Annotated in this window: 12 protein-coding genes (1 of these 12 running past the window's edge); all 12 read right to left on the reverse strand. The window is 56.5% G+C overall.

Going from position 1 to position 15,959, the window contains the following annotated elements:
- Nucleotides 1–388, reverse strand: the 5' portion of a protein-coding gene (gmhB, locus tag AHA_RS20295; RefSeq protein WP_164927760.1) for a D-glycero-beta-D-manno-heptose 1,7-bisphosphate 7-phosphatase. It extends 155 nt beyond the left edge of the window; 388 of the gene's 543 nt are visible here — the first part of the coding sequence; the start codon lies at nt 386–388; its stop codon lies beyond the left edge, outside the window.
- A 112-nt stretch (nt 389–500) separates the two neighbouring features.
- Nucleotides 501–1,685, reverse strand: coding sequence for an elongation factor Tu (gene tuf / locus AHA_RS20300; protein ID WP_011707694.1), 1,185 nt, complete (start codon nt 1,683–1,685; stop codon nt 501–503).
- Between the two features lie 54 nt (nt 1,686–1,739).
- On the reverse strand, nt 1,740–3,845 hold the full coding sequence (gene fusA / locus AHA_RS20305; RefSeq protein WP_011707695.1) for an elongation factor G: 2,106 nt from the start codon (nt 3,843–3,845) through the stop codon (nt 1,740–1,742).
- 75 nt (nt 3,846–3,920) lie between these two features.
- Nucleotides 3,921–4,391 (reverse strand): 30S ribosomal protein S7, encoded by a 471-nt coding sequence (rpsG, locus tag AHA_RS20310; RefSeq protein ID WP_005306266.1) that lies wholly within the window; start codon nt 4,389–4,391, stop codon nt 3,921–3,923.
- Between the two features lie 93 nt (nt 4,392–4,484).
- Nucleotides 4,485–4,859 (reverse strand): 30S ribosomal protein S12, encoded by a 375-nt coding sequence (gene rpsL, locus AHA_RS20315; RefSeq protein WP_005306278.1) that lies wholly within the window; start codon nt 4,857–4,859, stop codon nt 4,485–4,487.
- A gap of 183 nt (nt 4,860–5,042) precedes the next feature.
- A complete protein-coding gene (gene tusB / locus AHA_RS20320; protein ID WP_164927761.1) occupies nt 5,043–5,321 on the reverse strand; it encodes a sulfurtransferase complex subunit TusB in 279 nt (92 codons plus the stop codon).
- A gap of 7 nt (nt 5,322–5,328) precedes the next feature.
- Nucleotides 5,329–5,685, reverse strand: a complete 357-nt coding sequence (tusC, locus tag AHA_RS20325; RefSeq protein WP_011707697.1) for a sulfurtransferase complex subunit TusC — start codon at nt 5,683–5,685, stop codon at nt 5,329–5,331.
- Between the two features lie 9 nt (nt 5,686–5,694).
- The gene (gene tusD, locus AHA_RS20330; protein WP_011707698.1) at nt 5,695–6,087 is read right to left on the reverse strand and encodes a sulfurtransferase complex subunit TusD; all 393 of its coding nucleotides are present in this window, start codon (nt 6,085–6,087) and stop codon (nt 5,695–5,697) included.
- Nucleotides 6,088–6,173: 86 nt separating this feature from the next.
- Nucleotides 6,174–6,554, reverse strand: a complete 381-nt coding sequence (locus tag AHA_RS20335; protein ID WP_011707699.1) for a RidA family protein — start codon at nt 6,552–6,554, stop codon at nt 6,174–6,176.
- 25 nt (nt 6,555–6,579) lie between these two features.
- Nucleotides 6,580–7,296, reverse strand: a complete 717-nt coding sequence (locus tag AHA_RS20340; RefSeq protein ID WP_005306294.1) for a helix-turn-helix transcriptional regulator — start codon at nt 7,294–7,296, stop codon at nt 6,580–6,582.
- 197 nt (nt 7,297–7,493) lie between these two features.
- Nucleotides 7,494–11,798, reverse strand: a complete 4,305-nt coding sequence (gene rpoC, locus AHA_RS20345; protein ID WP_011707700.1) for a DNA-directed RNA polymerase subunit beta' — start codon at nt 11,796–11,798, stop codon at nt 7,494–7,496.
- A gap of 91 nt (nt 11,799–11,889) precedes the next feature.
- Nucleotides 11,890–15,918: a DNA-directed RNA polymerase subunit beta gene (gene rpoB / locus AHA_RS20350; protein WP_010635847.1), complete on the reverse strand. Its 4,029-nt coding sequence runs from the start codon at nt 15,916–15,918 to the stop codon at nt 11,890–11,892.
- Nucleotides 15,919–15,959: the final 41 nt, after the last annotated feature.

The following is a 15,959-nucleotide window of genomic DNA, read 5'->3' on the forward strand; positions in this document are numbered from 1 at the left end:
TGTCGCCCACCATATAAGAACGACTCATATCGATGTTCAGTTCTTGCTTGGCAAGCAGCAACATTCCCGGTTCTGGTTTGCGGCAGTCACAGGGAGCACCATGCTCCGGGTGATGAGGACAGAAGTAGATACCATCGAGGTCCACGTCACGATCGGCCAGTGACCAATCCATCCACTCGGTCAGGTTCATGAAATCATCTTCACTGAAATAACCGCGGGCGATACCAGACTGATTGGTGACAACGACCAGCAGATACCCTTTCTTCTTCATCAGCTGCAGGGCTTCGATGACCCCGGGCAAAAAGTGGAAGTCATCTACCTTGCTGACATAACCGGTGTCTTCGTTGATGACACCATCACGATCCAGAAAAATGGCTGGTTTGCTCACAGAAACGACCTCTATCAATGATTTCGCAAAGTATCTCACAGGCCATTTAAAGCCCCAAAAGTAAAAGGGGTGGCCGAAGCCACCCCTTTCATGTGCGTATTTAAAGTATCGATTAAGCGATAACTTTAGCTACAACACCAGCACCTACGGTACGGCCACCTTCACGGATGGCGAAACGCAGGCCGTCGTCCATCGCGATCGGCGCAATCAGGGTAACAACCATCTTGATGTTGTCGCCCGGCATTACCATCTCTACGCCTTCCGGCAGTTCGATGGTACCGGTCACGTCGGTAGTACGGAAGTAGAACTGCGGACGGTAGCCTTTGAAGAACGGGGTATGACGACCACCTTCTTCTTTGGACAGCACGTACACTTCAGATTCAAACTTGGTGTGCGGCTTGATGGTGCCCGGCTTGGCCAGTACCTGACCACGCTCTACGTCTTCACGCTTCACGCCACGCAGCAGTGCACCGATGTTCTCGCCTGCACGACCTTCGTCCAGCAGTTTGCGGAACATTTCAACGCCGGTACAGGTGGTCTTGGTGGTATCTTTGATACCCACGATTTCCACTTCTTCACCAACTTTGACGATACCGCGCTCTACACGACCGGTAACTACGGTACCACGGCCAGCGATGGAGAATACGTCTTCGATAGGCATCAGGAACGGCAGGTCGATGGCACGCTCCGGCTCCGGAATGTAGGTGTCCAGGTGGCCAGCCAGTTCCAGGATCTTCTCTTCCCACTGAGCTTCGCCTTCCAGCGCTTTCAGTGCGGAACCACGGACTACCGGCAGGTCATCACCCGGGAAGTCGTACTCGGACAGCAGTTCGCGAACTTCCATCTCGACCAGTTCCAGCAGCTCTTCGTCATCTACCATGTCACACTTGTTCATGAACACGATGATGTACGGAACGCCTACCTGACGACCCAGCAGGATGTGCTCACGAGTCTGCGGCATCGGGCCGTCAGTCGCTGCTACTACCAGGATCGCGCCGTCCATCTGGGCAGCACCGGTGATCATGTTTTTAACGTAGTCGGCGTGACCCGGGCAGTCTACGTGCGCGTAGTGACGGGTAGCGGTGTCGTATTCTACGTGGGAGGTGTTGATGGTGATACCACGCTCACGCTCTTCCGGTGCCTTGTCGATCTGGTCGAAGGCGAAAGCCTTACCACCGAAGTGCTTGGCCAGCACGTTGGTGATAGCGGCAGTCAGGGTGGTTTTACCGTGGTCAACGTGGCCGATGGTGCCGACGTTTACGTGCGGTTTATTACGCTCAAATTTTTCTTTAGACACGACGTAGTCCTTCTAGGTTAAACCCGCCTACCGTCGTAGGCGGGGAATCTTAAATTACTTGGATTTGCGCTCTTCGATCACGGCCTGGGCGACGTTGGTCGGGGCATCGTGATACTTGGCGAATTCCATGGCGTAGGAAGCACGACCCTGGGTAGCAGAACGCAGGGCGGTAGCGTAACCGAACATCTCGGCCAGCGGCACCAGGGCACGAACGATCTTGCCGGACGGGCCATCTTCCATACCTTCGATCAGGCCACGACGACGGTTCAGGTCACCGATCACGTCGCCCATATAGTCTTCCGGAGTCTCGACTTCTACTTTCATGATCGGTTCGAGCAGAACCGGGTTGGCCTTCATGAAGCCAGCCTTAAAGGCCATGGAAGCAGCGATCTTGAACGCCAGTTCGGAAGAGTCGACATCGTGGTAGGAACCGAAGTGCAGACGCACGCCCAGATCCATAACCGGATAACCTGCCAGCGGGCCGGACTTCAGTTGCTCGCGGATACCCTTGTCAACACCCGGGATGAACTCACCAGGAATGACGCCGCCCTTGATGTCGTTGACGAATTCGTAGGCTTTGCCTTCTTCCAGCGGGTACATGTCGATCACAACGTGACCGTACTGACCACGACCACCGGACTGCTTGGCGTGCTTACCTTCGATATCCTTGACGGTGTTACGAATGGTTTCACGGTAGGCAACCTGCGGCTTACCTACGTTCGCTTCTACCTTGAACTCGCGACGCATACGGTCAACGATGATGTCCAGGTGCAGCTCACCCATACCGGCGATGATGGTTTGGCCAGACTCTTCGTCAGTCCATACGCGGAAGGACGGGTCTTCCTGAGCCAGACGGCCCAGAGCCAGGCCCATCTTCTCTTGGTCAGCCTTGGTTTTCGGCTCAACTGCGATGGAGATTACCGGTTCCGGGAATTCCATACGCTCGAGGATGATCGGCGCTTTTTCGTCACACAGGGTGTCACCGGTGGTCACGTCTTTCAGACCAATGGCGGCAGCGATGTCGCCTGCGCGAACTTCTTTGATCTCTTCACGCTTGTTGGCGTGCATCTGAACGATACGGCCAAAACGCTCGCGCTTCTCTTTAACGGAGTTCAGCACGGAGTCACCGGAGTTAACCACACCGGAGTAAACGCGGAAGAAGGTCAGGTTGCCTACGAACGGGTCGGTAGCAATCTTGAATGCCAGAGCAGCAAACGGCTCGTCATCAGAAGCATGACGCTCGTCTTTGGTCTCGCCATCCAGCTTCAGACCGTCGATGGCTGCTACGTCGGTCGGCGCCGGCAGATAGTCAACCACGGCATCCAGCATGGCCTGTACGCCCTTGTTCTTGAACGCGGAGCCACAGGTAACCAGGATGATTTCGTTGTTCAGAACACGCTGACGAAGAGCTTTCTTGATCTCTTCCTCGGTCAGTTCTTCACCACCCAGGTATTTTTCCATCAGGTCTTCAGACGCTTCAGCAGCGGCTTCAACCAGGGTCATGCGCATTTCTTGCGCTTTTTCCAGCAGCTCAGCCGGGACGTCTTCGTAATCGAAGGATACGCCCTGGTCAGCTTCGCTCCAGTTGATGGCTTTCATCTTGACCAGGTCGATAACGCCCTTGAAGTTCTCTTCTGAACCGATGTTCAGTTGCAGCGGAACCGGGTTACCTTTCAGACGGGTCTTGATGTGCTCAACGCAGCGCAGGAAGTTGGCACCGGTACGGTCCATCTTGTTGACGAACGCGATACGGGGAACCTTGTACTTGTTAGCCTGACGCCATACGGTTTCAGACTGTGGCTGTACGCCACCTACGGCACAGTACACCATCACGGCGCCGTCCAGAACACGCATGGAACGCTCTACTTCGATAGTAAAGTCAACGTGGCCCGGAGTATCGATGATGTTGATACGGTGCGGTTGGAACTGTTTGCCCATACCGGACCAGAAAGCGGTGGTCGCGGCGGAGGTGATGGTGATACCACGCTCTTGTTCCTGTTCCATCCAGTCCATGGTGGCGGCGCCATCGTGAACTTCACCGATCTTGTGACTTACACCGGTGTAAAACAGAACGCGCTCGGTAGTAGTAGTCTTACCGGCGTCGATGTGAGCGGAGATACCGATATTACGATAACGCTCAATGGGGGTTGTACGAGCCATTGTCATCCTCTTACTAGGGCACTTGTCCCCAGATAATTAAAGGTGCGCAGAGCCAAAAGACCCTGCGCAAGCGGATTACCAGCGGAAGTGAGCGAAAGCCTTGTTCGCTTCAGCCATACGGTGTACGTCTTCACGTTTCTTGACAGACGAACCCTTATTGTCAGCGGCATCCAGCAGCTCGCCAGCCAAACGCTGAGCCATTGATTTTTCACCACGTTTACGAGCGGCATCAACCAACCAGCGCATTGCCAGGGCATTGCGGCGAACCGGACGAACTTCTACCGGTACCTGATAGGTTGCACCACCGACACGACGAGATTTAACCTCGACGGCCGGACGAATGTTGTCCAGGGCTTCTTCGAATACGGCCAGGTGCTCTTTGCCAGTCTTGGTGGCAATGATGTCCAGCGCGCCATATACGATGGCTTCGGAAACAGATTTCTTACCGTCAACCATTACTACGTTGACAAATTTAGCCAGCAGCTCTGATCCGAACTTGGGATCCGGCAGGATTTTACGCTGACCAACAACACGACGTCTTGGCATTTCAAATTCTCCGTAACTTCAGGGGTTACCCAAAACTAGAAAGTTATCTAACTAGAAACGAATTAACGTTTGGCCTTACTTAACGGAGAACCATTAAGCTTTCGGACGCTTCACGCCATACTTGGAGCGAGCCTGCTTACGGTCTTTAACACCGGCACAGTCCAACGCACCACGAACGGTGTGATAACGAACACCTGGCAAGTCTTTTACACGACCGCCACGGATCAGAACAACAGAGTGCTCTTGCAGGTTGTGACCTTCACCGCCGATGTAGGAGGTGACTTCGAAGCCGTTGGTCAGACGTACACGGCATACTTTACGCAGTGCAGAGTTAGGCTTCTTCGGGGTGGTGGTGTATACACGGGTGCACACGCCACGCTTCTGAGGGCACGCTTCCAGCGCCGGCACGTTGCTTTTCACAACGAGCTTGATGCGTGGCTTGCGAACCAACTGGTTAATAGTTGCCATCAAAAGGCTCCTGATAATGACTTCATAAACATGTGAAAAATCCTCCCCGCAGATACGGGGACGCGAAATTTTATGCCCTGTTGTCAAGGGAGTCAAGATTTATACAATCCGAGCCAGGAAAGGCAGTGAAGAGGCCTTGGCAAATATCGCTAACCGCCTGAAATGATTAGATAAAACTGGTAGTTAGCCAGCCCAGGTCTGCGGCGAGCCTTTTTCCGCGATCAGTGCCACCAAGCCGGCCATGTCCAGATCCAACCCGATCCGTTGTTGCAACCCCCTCGCCTGCAGGTCTTCCCGCATGACGTAGAGCGGCACTCCGGACAACCGTGCACACCACTGAGGGGCCGTGGCAGCGACGACAGCATCCTGCATCAGCACCAGCACATCCTCCGGCTGACGATAGGTCAGCGCCTGTTCCAGGTCCTGGCTCTGGAAGGGAGAGGTCAATATCAGCTGTATCATGGTCACCTCAAAAGCAGATGTGGGTCGCACAGGCATCCCACTGGTGCCGGATGTCGTTACGGGACAGACCAGTCACGGGGATCAGCAGATCAGCCACCGTCAGGCCACGCTCGGCCAGCGAGTCGGTACACACATAGACCTCCTCGATGTCGTAGAGCTCAAGCAGTTTGAAGGTCGGCGCATAGTGACGTTGCAAGATGGCCTGCGGCTGCTGCTCCCTGAGCAGTTGCAGCACACCATCCCCGATGAGGAAAAGGGCCAGCGACTCGGTCATGGCCGAAGTGGCCAGCAGGGCATCCAGACCTTCCCGCCCGGCGGCGGTACCATGCGGCCCGCGCCGGCAAATAAACGCTATCTTGTGCATGGCTGCCTCCTAAAACTGGACGAATCGATCGGCGGTCAGACTGGCCTCCGCCAGCTGACCCAGCCCGCTCAGGCAAAATGGCGGCTCCAGGTTGAAGTGTGCCCTGCCCAGCCCCTTGGCCTCCTGCTCATCCAGCACACCGCGCCGCATGGCGGCCGCGACGCACACATCGATACGGATCCCTTGCTGGTTGGCCAGTTCACGCCACAGGGCGACCAGGTTGCTCTCATCGGAGGCGGGAGCATGCAGCCCGTTGCCGTTGCAGACCCCATCCTGGTAGAAGAACAGGTGAGACAAGCGATAGCCCTGCTCGATGAGGCTCAAGGCAAAACGATAGGCGGTGCTGGCCGACTGGGTGCCATAGGCGGGCCCCGTTACCAGCAGGGCAAAATTCAGACTCATATCCGGACTCCTGCGCATGTGTTCGTCCATTCTACGCCAAACACAAAAAAGCCCCTCCTGGGAGGGGCTCTTCGTGCAGCCTTGGATCAGACGTAAGCGATGGCTTCGACTTCAACCAGCACATCCTTCGGCAGACGCGCCACTTCCACGCAGGAGCGGGCAGGAGCGGCGTCACCGAAGTAACGGGCATAAACCTGGTTGAAGGCAACAAAGTTGTTCATGTCGCTGAGGAAGCAGGTGGTCTTCAGTACCTTGCCGGTATCGGCTCCCGCTTCCTTCAATACTGCAACCAGGTTCTTCATCACCTGCTCGGCCTGCGCTTCGATACCGCCAGCCACTATCTCCATGGTGGCCGGATCGAGCGGGATCTGCCCGGAGGTGAAGACCAGCTCGCCCAGTTTGGTGGCCTGAACATACGGGCCAATTGCGGCAGGAGCCTTGTCGGTTGCAATAACTTCTTTAGCCATTCTTGTCTATCCCCTTCTATGGCGCTTACTCGTTTTCGTCTTCACCCTGCTTGCGCTGTCGGATGTACAGATAAACGGTATGTTTGGAAATGTTCAGCTTGTCGGCGACCAGGTTGATCGAGTCCTTGATATCAAATATGCCCTTCTCGAACAGCTGGGTCACGATAAACCTGTTTTTAGCATTGTTGGCAACGGTCGGATCGCGGTTGATCTCGTCAATGGTGTTGTCCACCGTCTGGGCAACCAGCTCTTCCACACTGTTGGCAAAGGTCTCTGGCGACTGACGCTCAACTTGTTGCGGCGTCGGGAAAAATTCGGCGACGAACTCGTGAAAAGGTGCGTTGATGTGTAGATTGATACAGATGAGGCCGATCACCTGCTTGTCGCTGTTCCTAATGGCGATGGTACTCGACTTCATCAGGGCACCGGTACGGCTGCGAGCAAAATAGCTCTGGGTGTAATCCTGGCCGGTATTCTCGATGTCCTTGAGCATACGCAGCGCGAGATCGGTAATGGGGGCCCCCTCATTCCGTCCCGTATTGAACCCGTTGGCAATCTTGATCACGGACTCGTGCAGATTTTCCAGGGAGTGAAGCACCACTTCACAGTGCTTGCCGAACAACTCGGCCAAGCCATCGATCAGCCCATCGTATGAGCGCAACAATTCCCTGTCTTCGTCTGTAAAAGTGCGACCGATCAGCTGCTCTTCGGGAAGCATCACTTCCTCGATACCGACAGTCATGTTCTACCCCTGTAATACCCATTCAACTTTCCCGAGTTTTCAGTTGCGAGGAGGCAATGTCAACTTTTTTTGATTTTTTACTCTGCAACCTTGCTCTGGATCATCCGAATATCCGCGTGGCGTCTGGCTTTGACGAGAAAATCGACAATAAAAAAGGGCCCCATGAAGGGGCCCTTTTCAATCGCTACAGCGGAAGATTACTCTTCGTCAAAACTGCCGGCTGCGTTGAGCAGATCCGCCAGGTTTTGCTGGGCTTCATCGGCAGTCACCTGCGGTACGCCAACAGCACGGGCTGCAGCGGCACGCTGGTTGATCCGGCCGTGGTGGTAGGCAAAGCCGGTACCAGCCGGGATCAGACGACCCACGATCACGTTCTCTTTCAGGCCACGCAGTTCGTCACGCTTGCCGCCAACGGCCGCTTCGGTCAGAACACGGGTGGTTTCCTGGAAGGAAGCCGCGGAGATGAAGGACTCGGTGCTCAGAGATGCCTTGGTAATACCCATCAGGATGTGACGGAAGGTGGCCGGGGTCTTGCCCTCAGCAACCAGCTTACGGTTGGCAATCTTCACGCGAGCCACTTCAACCTGTTCGCCTTCGATCAGGTCGGTGTCGCCAGCGCTCAGGATCTCGCACTTGCGCAGCATCTGACGCACGATGACTTCGATGTGCTTGTCGTTGATCTTAACGCCTTGCAGACGGTAAACGTCCTGCACTTCGTTGGCGATGTAGTTGGCGACCGGGCTGATACCGCGCAGACGCAGAATGTCGTGAGCAGACTCAGGACCGTCCGCCAGCACTTCACCCTTCTCAACTTTTTCACCTTCGAACACGTTCAGGTTACGCCACTTCGGAATCATCTCCTCGTAGACATCGCCACCATCGGTCGGGGTGATGACCAGACGGCGTTTGCCCTTGGTCTCTTTCCCGAAGGAGATGGTACCGGAGATCTCGGCCAGAATTGCCGGTTCCTTCGGTTGACGTGCTTCGAACAGATCCGCAACGCGCGGCAGACCACCGGTGATGTCCTTGGTACCGCCGGACTCTTGCGGGATACGCGCTACCGCGTCACCCACGCCCACGTTGGCACCATCTTCCAGGTTTACGATCGCCTTGCCCGGCAGGAAGTACTGGGCAGCTACATCGGTACCCGGGATCATCACGTCCTTGCCGTTCAGGTCGACCAGTTTAACGGTCGGACGCATCTCTTTACCGGCGCTCGGACGCTCGTTGACATCCAGCACGACGATGGAGGAGAGACCGGTCAGCTCGTCGGTCTGACGAGTAATGGTCACGCCATCGATCATGTGTTCGAAGTGCAGACGACCTGCCACTTCGGTGATGATCGGGTGAGTGTGCGGATCCCAGTTGGCGACGGTTTCACCGGCGTTCACGGCCTGGCCATCTTTCACTTCCAGCACGGAACCGTAAGGCAGCTTGTGGCTTTCCTTGGTACGGCCCATCTCGTCCATGATGGTCAGTTCGGTAGAACGGGAGGTGATAACCAGTTTGTCGTCACTGTTGTGAACGAACTTGGCGTTCTGCAGCTTGATGCTACCGGTGTTCTTGACCTGGATGCTGCTCTCGGCAGCGGCACGGGATGCGGCACCACCGATGTGGAAGGTACGCATCGTCAGCTGGGTACCCGGTTCACCGATGGACTGGGCGGCGATAACACCGACAGCCTCACCCTTGTTAACCAGGTGACCACGGGCCAGATCACGGCCGTAGCAGTGAGCACAGTTACCGAAGTCCGTCTCACAGGTGATGGCAGAACGTACCTTCACGCGGTCAACAGAGTTGCGCTCCAGCAGGTCACACAGCTGCTCGTCGAGCAGGGTGTTGCGTGCTACCAGCACTTCGTCTTCAGTACCCGGCTTGATCACGTCATCGGCAACCACACGGCCCAGCACGCGCTCACGCAGCGGTTCGACCACGTCGCCACCTTCGATCAGCGGAGTCATCCACAGACCTTCGGTAGTGCCGCAATCGTCCTCGGTGATCACCATGTCCTGTGCCACGTCAACCAGACGACGAGTCAGGTAACCGGAGTTCGCAGTCTTCAGTGCGGTATCCGCCAGACCCTTACGAGCACCGTGAGTGGAGATGAAGTACTGCAATACGTTCAGACCTTCGCGGAAGTTCGCGACGATCGGGGTCTCGATGATGGAGCCATCCGGCTTGGCCATCAGGCCACGCATACCGGCCAGCTGACGGATCTGGGCTGCGGAACCCCGCGCACCAGAGTCGGCCATCATGAAGATGCTGTTGAACGAGGCTTGCTCTTCTTCTTCACCCAGCGAGTTGACGTTACGCTCTTTGGACAAGTTCTCCATCATGGCCTTGGAGACGCGCTCGTTGGCGCTGGCCCAGATATCGATAACCTTGTTGTAGCGTTCGCCCGCGGTCACCAGACCGGACAGGAACTGGTCCTGGATCTCGGCAACTTCGGCTTCTGCAGCGGCGATGATGTCTTTCTTGGCATCCGGGATGACCATGTCATCGATACCAACGGAAGCACCGGACAGGGCCGCGTAGTGGAAACCGGTATACATCAGCTGGTCAGCGAAGATGACGGTGTCCTTCAGGCCCTGCTTGCGATAGCAGGTGTTCAGCAGACGGGAGATGAGCTTTTTGCCCAGCGCCTTGTTGGATACGGATTTGATCCAGTTCTGCGGGTTGGCATCCAGGTCAGCCTGCTCTGCAGCAGTCAGCACCTTCGGCTCGTCGATCAGCGCGTATTCCATGCCTTTCGGCAGGATCAGGCTCAGGATCGCACGACCAACGGTGGTGTTCTTCATCTCGGTGTGAGCACGCAGTGAACCGTCTTCCTGACGCAGGTATTCGGTGATGCGAACTTTCACGCGAGCATGCAGATCGGCCAGACCGGCGCGGTATACCTTCTCGGCTTCTTTCGGGCCGGACAGCACCATACCTTCGCCCTTGGCGTTGATACGGGCACGGGTCATGTAGTACAGACCCAAGACCACGTCCTGAGACGGAACGATGATCGGCTCACCGGAGGCAGGCGACAGGATGTTGTTGGTGGACATCATCAGCGCACGCGCTTCCAGCTGGGCTTCCAGGGTCAGCGGTACGTGGACCGCCATCTGGTCACCGTCGAAGTCCGCGTTATAGGCGGCACAGACGAGTGGGTGCAGCTGGATGGCCTTGCCTTCGATCAGGGTCGGCTCAAACGCCTGGATACCCAGACGGTGCAGAGTCGGTGCACGGTTCAGCAGAACCGGGTGTTCGCGGATCACTTCGTCCAGGATGTCCCAAACGACAGCTTCTTCGCGCTCCACCATCTTCTTGGCGGCCTTGATGGTGGTCGCCAGACCGCGGGATTCCAGCTTGCCATAGATGAACGGCTTGAACAGCTCCAGCGCCATCTTCTTCGGCAGACCGCACTGATGCAGACGCAGAGTCGGACCTACGGTGATAACGGAACGACCGGAGTAGTCGACACGCTTACCGAGCAGGTTCTGACGGAAACGACCTTGCTTACCCTTGATCATGTCGGCCAAGGATTTCAGCGGGCGCTTGTTGGAGCCGGTGATGGCACGGCCACGACGGCCGTTGTCCAGCAGGGCATCGACGGACTCTTGCAGCATGCGCTTTTCGTTGCGCACGATGATGTCCGGAGCCGCCAGGTCCAGCAGGCGCTTCAAGCGGTTGTTACGGTTGATCACGCGACGGTACAGATCGTTCAGATCGGAGGTCGCGAAACGGCCGCCGTCCAGCGGTACCAGCGGACGCAGGTCCGGCGGCAGCACGGGCAGCACTGTCATGATCATCCACTCCGGCTTGTTGCCGGACTGCAGGAAGGCTTCCATCAGCTTCAGGCGCTTGGTGGTCTTCTTGCGCTTGGTCTCGGAGTTGGTCTGATCCAGCTCTTCGCGCATGGTGCGCACTTCGCCTTCCAGATCGATGGCGCGCAGCAATGCCAGGATTGCTTCGGCACCCATCTTGGCGTCGAATTCGTCGCCCCACTCTTCCAGTGCGTCCAGGTACTGCTCTTCGGACAGCATCTGGCTGCGCTCGAGGTTGGTCATGCCGGGTTCGATCACTACATAGGATTCGAAATACAGCACGCGCTCGATGTCACGCAGGGTCATGTCCAGCAGCAGACCGATACGGGACGGCAGGGACTTCAGGAACCAGATGTGGGCAGTCGGGCTGGCCAGCTCGATGTGGCCCATACGCTCACGACGGACCTTGGTCTGGGTCACTTCTACGCCGCACTTCTCACAGATCACACCACGGTGTTTCAGGCGCTTGTACTTGCCGCACAGACACTCGTAGTCCTTCACCGGTCCGAAGATACGGGCGCAGAACAGACCATCACGTTCCGGCTTGAAAGTCCGGTAGTTGATGGTCTCAGGCTTTTTGACCTCACCGAATGACCAGGAGCGGATCATGTCAGGAGAGGCCAGACCGATCTTGATACTGTCAAACTCTTCGGTCTTGGTCTGAGCCTTCAAAAACTTGAGTAAGTCTTTCACGTGTTTCCCCTGTCAGGAGTCTAACCTCGGCGCCCCTACTGCCGAAACAGCGGGGCGCCCACGTCAATTCTCGAACAATAAGAGCGAGCTCTTACTCTTCGTCCAGCTCGATGTTGATACCCAGAGAGCGGATTTCCTTCAGCAATACGTTGAAGGATTCGGGCATGCCCGGCTCCATACGGTGGTCGCCATCCACGATGTTCTTGTACATCTTGGTACGGCCGTTCACATCGTCAGACTTGACGGTCAGCATCTCCTGCAGGGTATATGCCGCACCGTAAGCCTCCAGGGCCCACACTTCCATCTCACCGAAACGCTGACCACCGAACTGTGCCTTACCACCCAGCGGCTGCTGGGTAACCAGGCTGTAAGAACCGGTAGAACGCGCGTGCATCTTGTCGTCTACCAGGTGGTTCAACTTCAGCATGTACATGTAACCCACGGTGACCTTACGCTCGAAGGCGTTACCGGTACGACCGTCGAACAGGGCGATCTGACCGGATTCCGGCAGGTCGGCCAGCTTCAGCAGGGCCTTGATTTCACGCTCTTTGGCGCCATCAAAGACCGGCGTAGCGACCGGCAGACCCTTGCGCAGGTTACCAACCAGGGTACGTACGTCGTCGTCGGACAGCTCGGCCACGTTCACTTGCTGAGTGTCTTTCTCGCCCAGGTCATAGACCTGTTGCAGGAAGTCACGCATCTCGTGCAGTTCGCGCTGTTCCTTGACCATGCGGTCGATCTTCTCGCCGATACCCTTGGCCGCGAGGCCCAAGTGCACTTCGAGGATCTGACCGATGTTCATACGGGACGGTACGCCCAACGGGTTCAGAACGATGTCGACCGGACGGCCGTACTCGTCATGGGGCATATCCTCGACCGGACAGATCTTGGAGATAACACCCTTGTTACCGTGACGACCCGCCATCTTGTCACCCGGCTGGATGCGACGCTTGACGGCCAGATAGACCTTGACGATCTTCAGTACGCCCGGCGCCAGGTCATCGCCCTGGATGATCTTGCGACGCTTGTTCTCGAATTTCTTGTCGAACTCAGCCTTCAGCTCAACGTGCTGTTCAGCGATCTGTTCCAGCTCGATTTGCTTGGCTTCATCTTCGATGGCCAGTTCAAACCACTTGGAGCGATCGAGCTTGTTCAGACGGTCTTCGCTGTAGCCGGCGGCCAGCAGCAGGTTGCGGGAGCGGCCGAAAATGCCGTCTTCCAGGATCTTGAACTCTTCGGTCAAGTCCTTCTTCGCTTCCTTCAGCTGCATCTCTTCGATTTCTTTGGCGCGCTTGTCTTTTTCCACGCCATCGCGGGTAAAGACCTGCACGTCAACCACAGTACCGTACACACCGTTCGGCACACGCAGGGAAGAGTCCTTCACGTCGGACGCCTTCTCACCGAAGATGGCGCGCAGCAGCTTCTCTTCCGGCGTCAGCTGGGTTTCACCTTTCGGCGTTACCTTACCGACCAGAATGTCGCCGCCCTTCACTTCGGCACCCACGTAGACGATACCGGACTCGTCCAGCTTGGACAGAGCGGCTTCACCCACGTTCGGGATGTCAGCAGTGATCTCTTCCGGACCCAGCTTGGTGTCACGGGAGATACAGGCCAGTTCCTGGATGTGAATGGTGGTCAGGCGATCTTCCTGAACAACACGCTCGTTCACCAGGATCGAGTCTTCGAAGTTGTAACCGTTCCACGGCATGAACGCGACGCGCAGGTTCTGACCCAGCGCCAGTTCACCCAGGTCGGTGGACGGGCCGTCAGCCAGCACGTCGCCCGCCATCACCGGCTCGCCCAACATCACGCACGGACGCTGGTTGATACAGGTGTTCTGGTTGGAACGGGTGTATTTGGTCAGGCTGTAGATGTCGATGCCGGCTTCGCCAGGCAGCAGCTCATCTTCGTTGACCTTGATAACGATACGGGAGGCATCAACGTAGTCGATCATGCCGCCACGCTTGGCCACTACGGTAACACCGGAGTCAACGGCCACAGCGCGTTCCATACCGGTACCAACCAGCGGCTTGTCGGCGCGCAGAGTCGGTACAGCCTGACGTTGCATGTTTGAACCCATCAATGCGCGGTTCGCGTCATCGTGTTCCAGGAACGGGATCAGGGCCGCTGCCACAGATACGATCTGCTGCGGGCTCACGTCCATATACTGGATCTGGTCGGCGTTCATAAAGGTGGATTCACCTTTGTGACGGCACGGGATCAATTCATCTTTCAGACGGCCATCTTCGGTGGTCGCGGCGTTAGCCTGTGCGATCACGTACTTGCCTTCTTCAATAGCAGACAGATAGTCCACTTCGTCGGTGATCACACCGTCAATGACCTTGCGGTACGGAGTCTCGAGGAAACCGTACTCGTTGGTACGAGAGTACACGGACAGAGAGTTGATCAGACCGATGTTCGGACCTTCAGGCGTTTCGATGGGGCACAGACGACCGTAGTGGGTCGGGTGTACGTCTCGAACTTCAAAGCCGGCACGCTCACGAGTCAAACCACCCGGGCCCAGCGCGGAGATACGGCGCTTGTGGGTCACTTCGGACAGCGGGTTGTTCTGGTCCATGAACTGGGACAGTTGGCTGGAACCAAAGAACTCTTTGACTGCGGCGGAGATCGGCTTGGCGTTGATCAGATCCTGCGGCATCAGGGTGTCCAGGTCGCCCAGGGAGAGACGCTCCTTGACCGCACGCTCGACACGCACCAGACCGACGCGGAACTGGTTTTCAGCCATTTCACCGACAGAACGGATACGACGGTTGCCCAGGTGGTCGATATCGTCCACTTCGTCGTTACCGTTACGGATGTCGATCAGGCGCTTCATCACATCGACGATGTCGTCTTTGGTCAGAGTACCCACGCCGGTCTCGTCTTCACGAGCCAGACGGCGGTTGAACTTCATCCGACCTACGGTAGACAGGTCGTAACGCTCGGAAGAGAAGAACAGGTTCTCGAACAGCTGTTCTGCGGCTTCGCGAGTCGGCGGCTCACCCGGACGCATCATGCGATAGATTTCGACCAGCGCTTCCAGGCGGCTGGAGCTGGAGTCGATACGCAGGGTCTCGGACATGTAGGCACCGTGATCCAGTTCGTTGGTGAACAGAACCTCGAAGTGCTTGAAGCCGGCTTGGGAGAGGTTGGCTACCGCTTCCAGGCTCAGCGCCTGGTTGGCAGTCACTACCATCTCGCCAGTTTGCGGATGTGCGTAGTCCTTGGCAGCAACTTTGCCAACAACATACTCAACCGGTACCTCAATCTGGGTAACGGAATCTTTTTCCAACTGACGGATGTGACGCGCAGTCACTCGACGACCGGTCTCAACCACCACGGCGCCATTGGCCACGATGTCAAAGGTCGCAGTTTCACCACGCAGGCGCTCCGGCACCAGATCCATCATCAACTTGCCATCTTTGACTTCGAAACCGATGGTTTCGAAGAAGGTGGCCAGAATCTGTTCGGAACTGAAATCCAGGGCACGCAGAATAATGGATGCCGGCAGTTTACGACGACGGTCGATACGGACAAACAGGTTGTCTTTCGCATCGAACTCGAAGTCCAGCCAGGAGCCACGGTAGGGAATAACGCGCGCGTTATACAGCACCTTACCGGATGAATGTGTTTTGCCTTTATCGTGGTCGAAGAAGACGCCCGGGCTACGATGCAGCTGGGAGACGATTACCCGCTCGGTACCATTGATAACAAAGGTGCCGTTCTCGGTCATGAGCGGAATTTCGCCCATGTATACTTCTTGTTCCTTGATGTCTTTGACGGTGCCGGCAGCTGCTTCACGGTCGTACAGAACCATACGAAGCTTGACACGCAGCGGCGCGGAGTAGGTCACTCCACGGATCTGGCATTCTTTTACGTCAAATACCGGCTCACCCAGGCGATAGCTGACATACTGAAGCTCAGCACTACCGGAGTAACTGGTGATCGGGAAAACGCTACGGAAAGCGGCCTCTAGGCCATATTCACCTTCCGGGTCAGCCTCGATGAACTGCTTGAAGGAGTCCAGCTGAATGGACAACAGATAAGGCGTGTCCAGTACCTGGTCTCGCTTACCGAAGTCCTTACGAATGCGTTTTTTTTCGGTATAAGAGTAAACCATAGGGTTCCTCAGCTCGCTGATAAGTGACCCACTCTGTCCCA

The organism is Aeromonas hydrophila subsp. hydrophila ATCC 7966 (assembly GCF_000014805.1).
GTDB lineage: Bacteria > Pseudomonadota > Gammaproteobacteria > Enterobacterales > Aeromonadaceae > Aeromonas > Aeromonas hydrophila.

What these genes read in the sequence shown, in the direction of transcription:
- AHA_RS20335 (WP_011707699.1), bottom strand. Translation starts at nt 6,554, where the DNA reads ATGGCTAAAGAAGTTATTGCAACCGACAAGGCTCCTGCCGCAATTGGC.
- rpsL (WP_005306278.1), bottom strand. Translation starts at nt 4,859, where the DNA reads ATGGCAACTATTAACCAGTTGGTTCGCAAGCCACGCATCAAGCTCGTT.
- rpoB (WP_010635847.1), bottom strand. Translation starts at nt 15,918, where the DNA reads ATGGTTTACTCTTATACCGAAAAAAAACGCATTCGTAAGGACTTCGGT.
- tusC (WP_011707697.1), bottom strand. Translation starts at nt 5,685, where the DNA reads ATGCACAAGATAGCGTTTATTTGCCGGCGCGGGCCGCATGGTACCGCC.
- fusA (WP_011707695.1), bottom strand. Translation starts at nt 3,845, where the DNA reads ATGGCTCGTACAACCCCCATTGAGCGTTATCGTAATATCGGTATCTCC.
- AHA_RS20340 (WP_005306294.1), bottom strand. Translation starts at nt 7,296, where the DNA reads ATGACTGTCGGTATCGAGGAAGTGATGCTTCCCGAAGAGCAGCTGATC.
- tusB (WP_164927761.1), bottom strand. Translation starts at nt 5,321, where the DNA reads ATGATACAGCTGATATTGACCTCTCCCTTCCAGAGCCAGGACCTGGAA.
- tusD (WP_011707698.1), bottom strand. Translation starts at nt 6,087, where the DNA reads ATGAGTCTGAATTTTGCCCTGCTGGTAACGGGGCCCGCCTATGGCACC.
- rpsG (WP_005306266.1), bottom strand. Translation starts at nt 4,391, where the DNA reads ATGCCAAGACGTCGTGTTGTTGGTCAGCGTAAAATCCTGCCGGATCCC.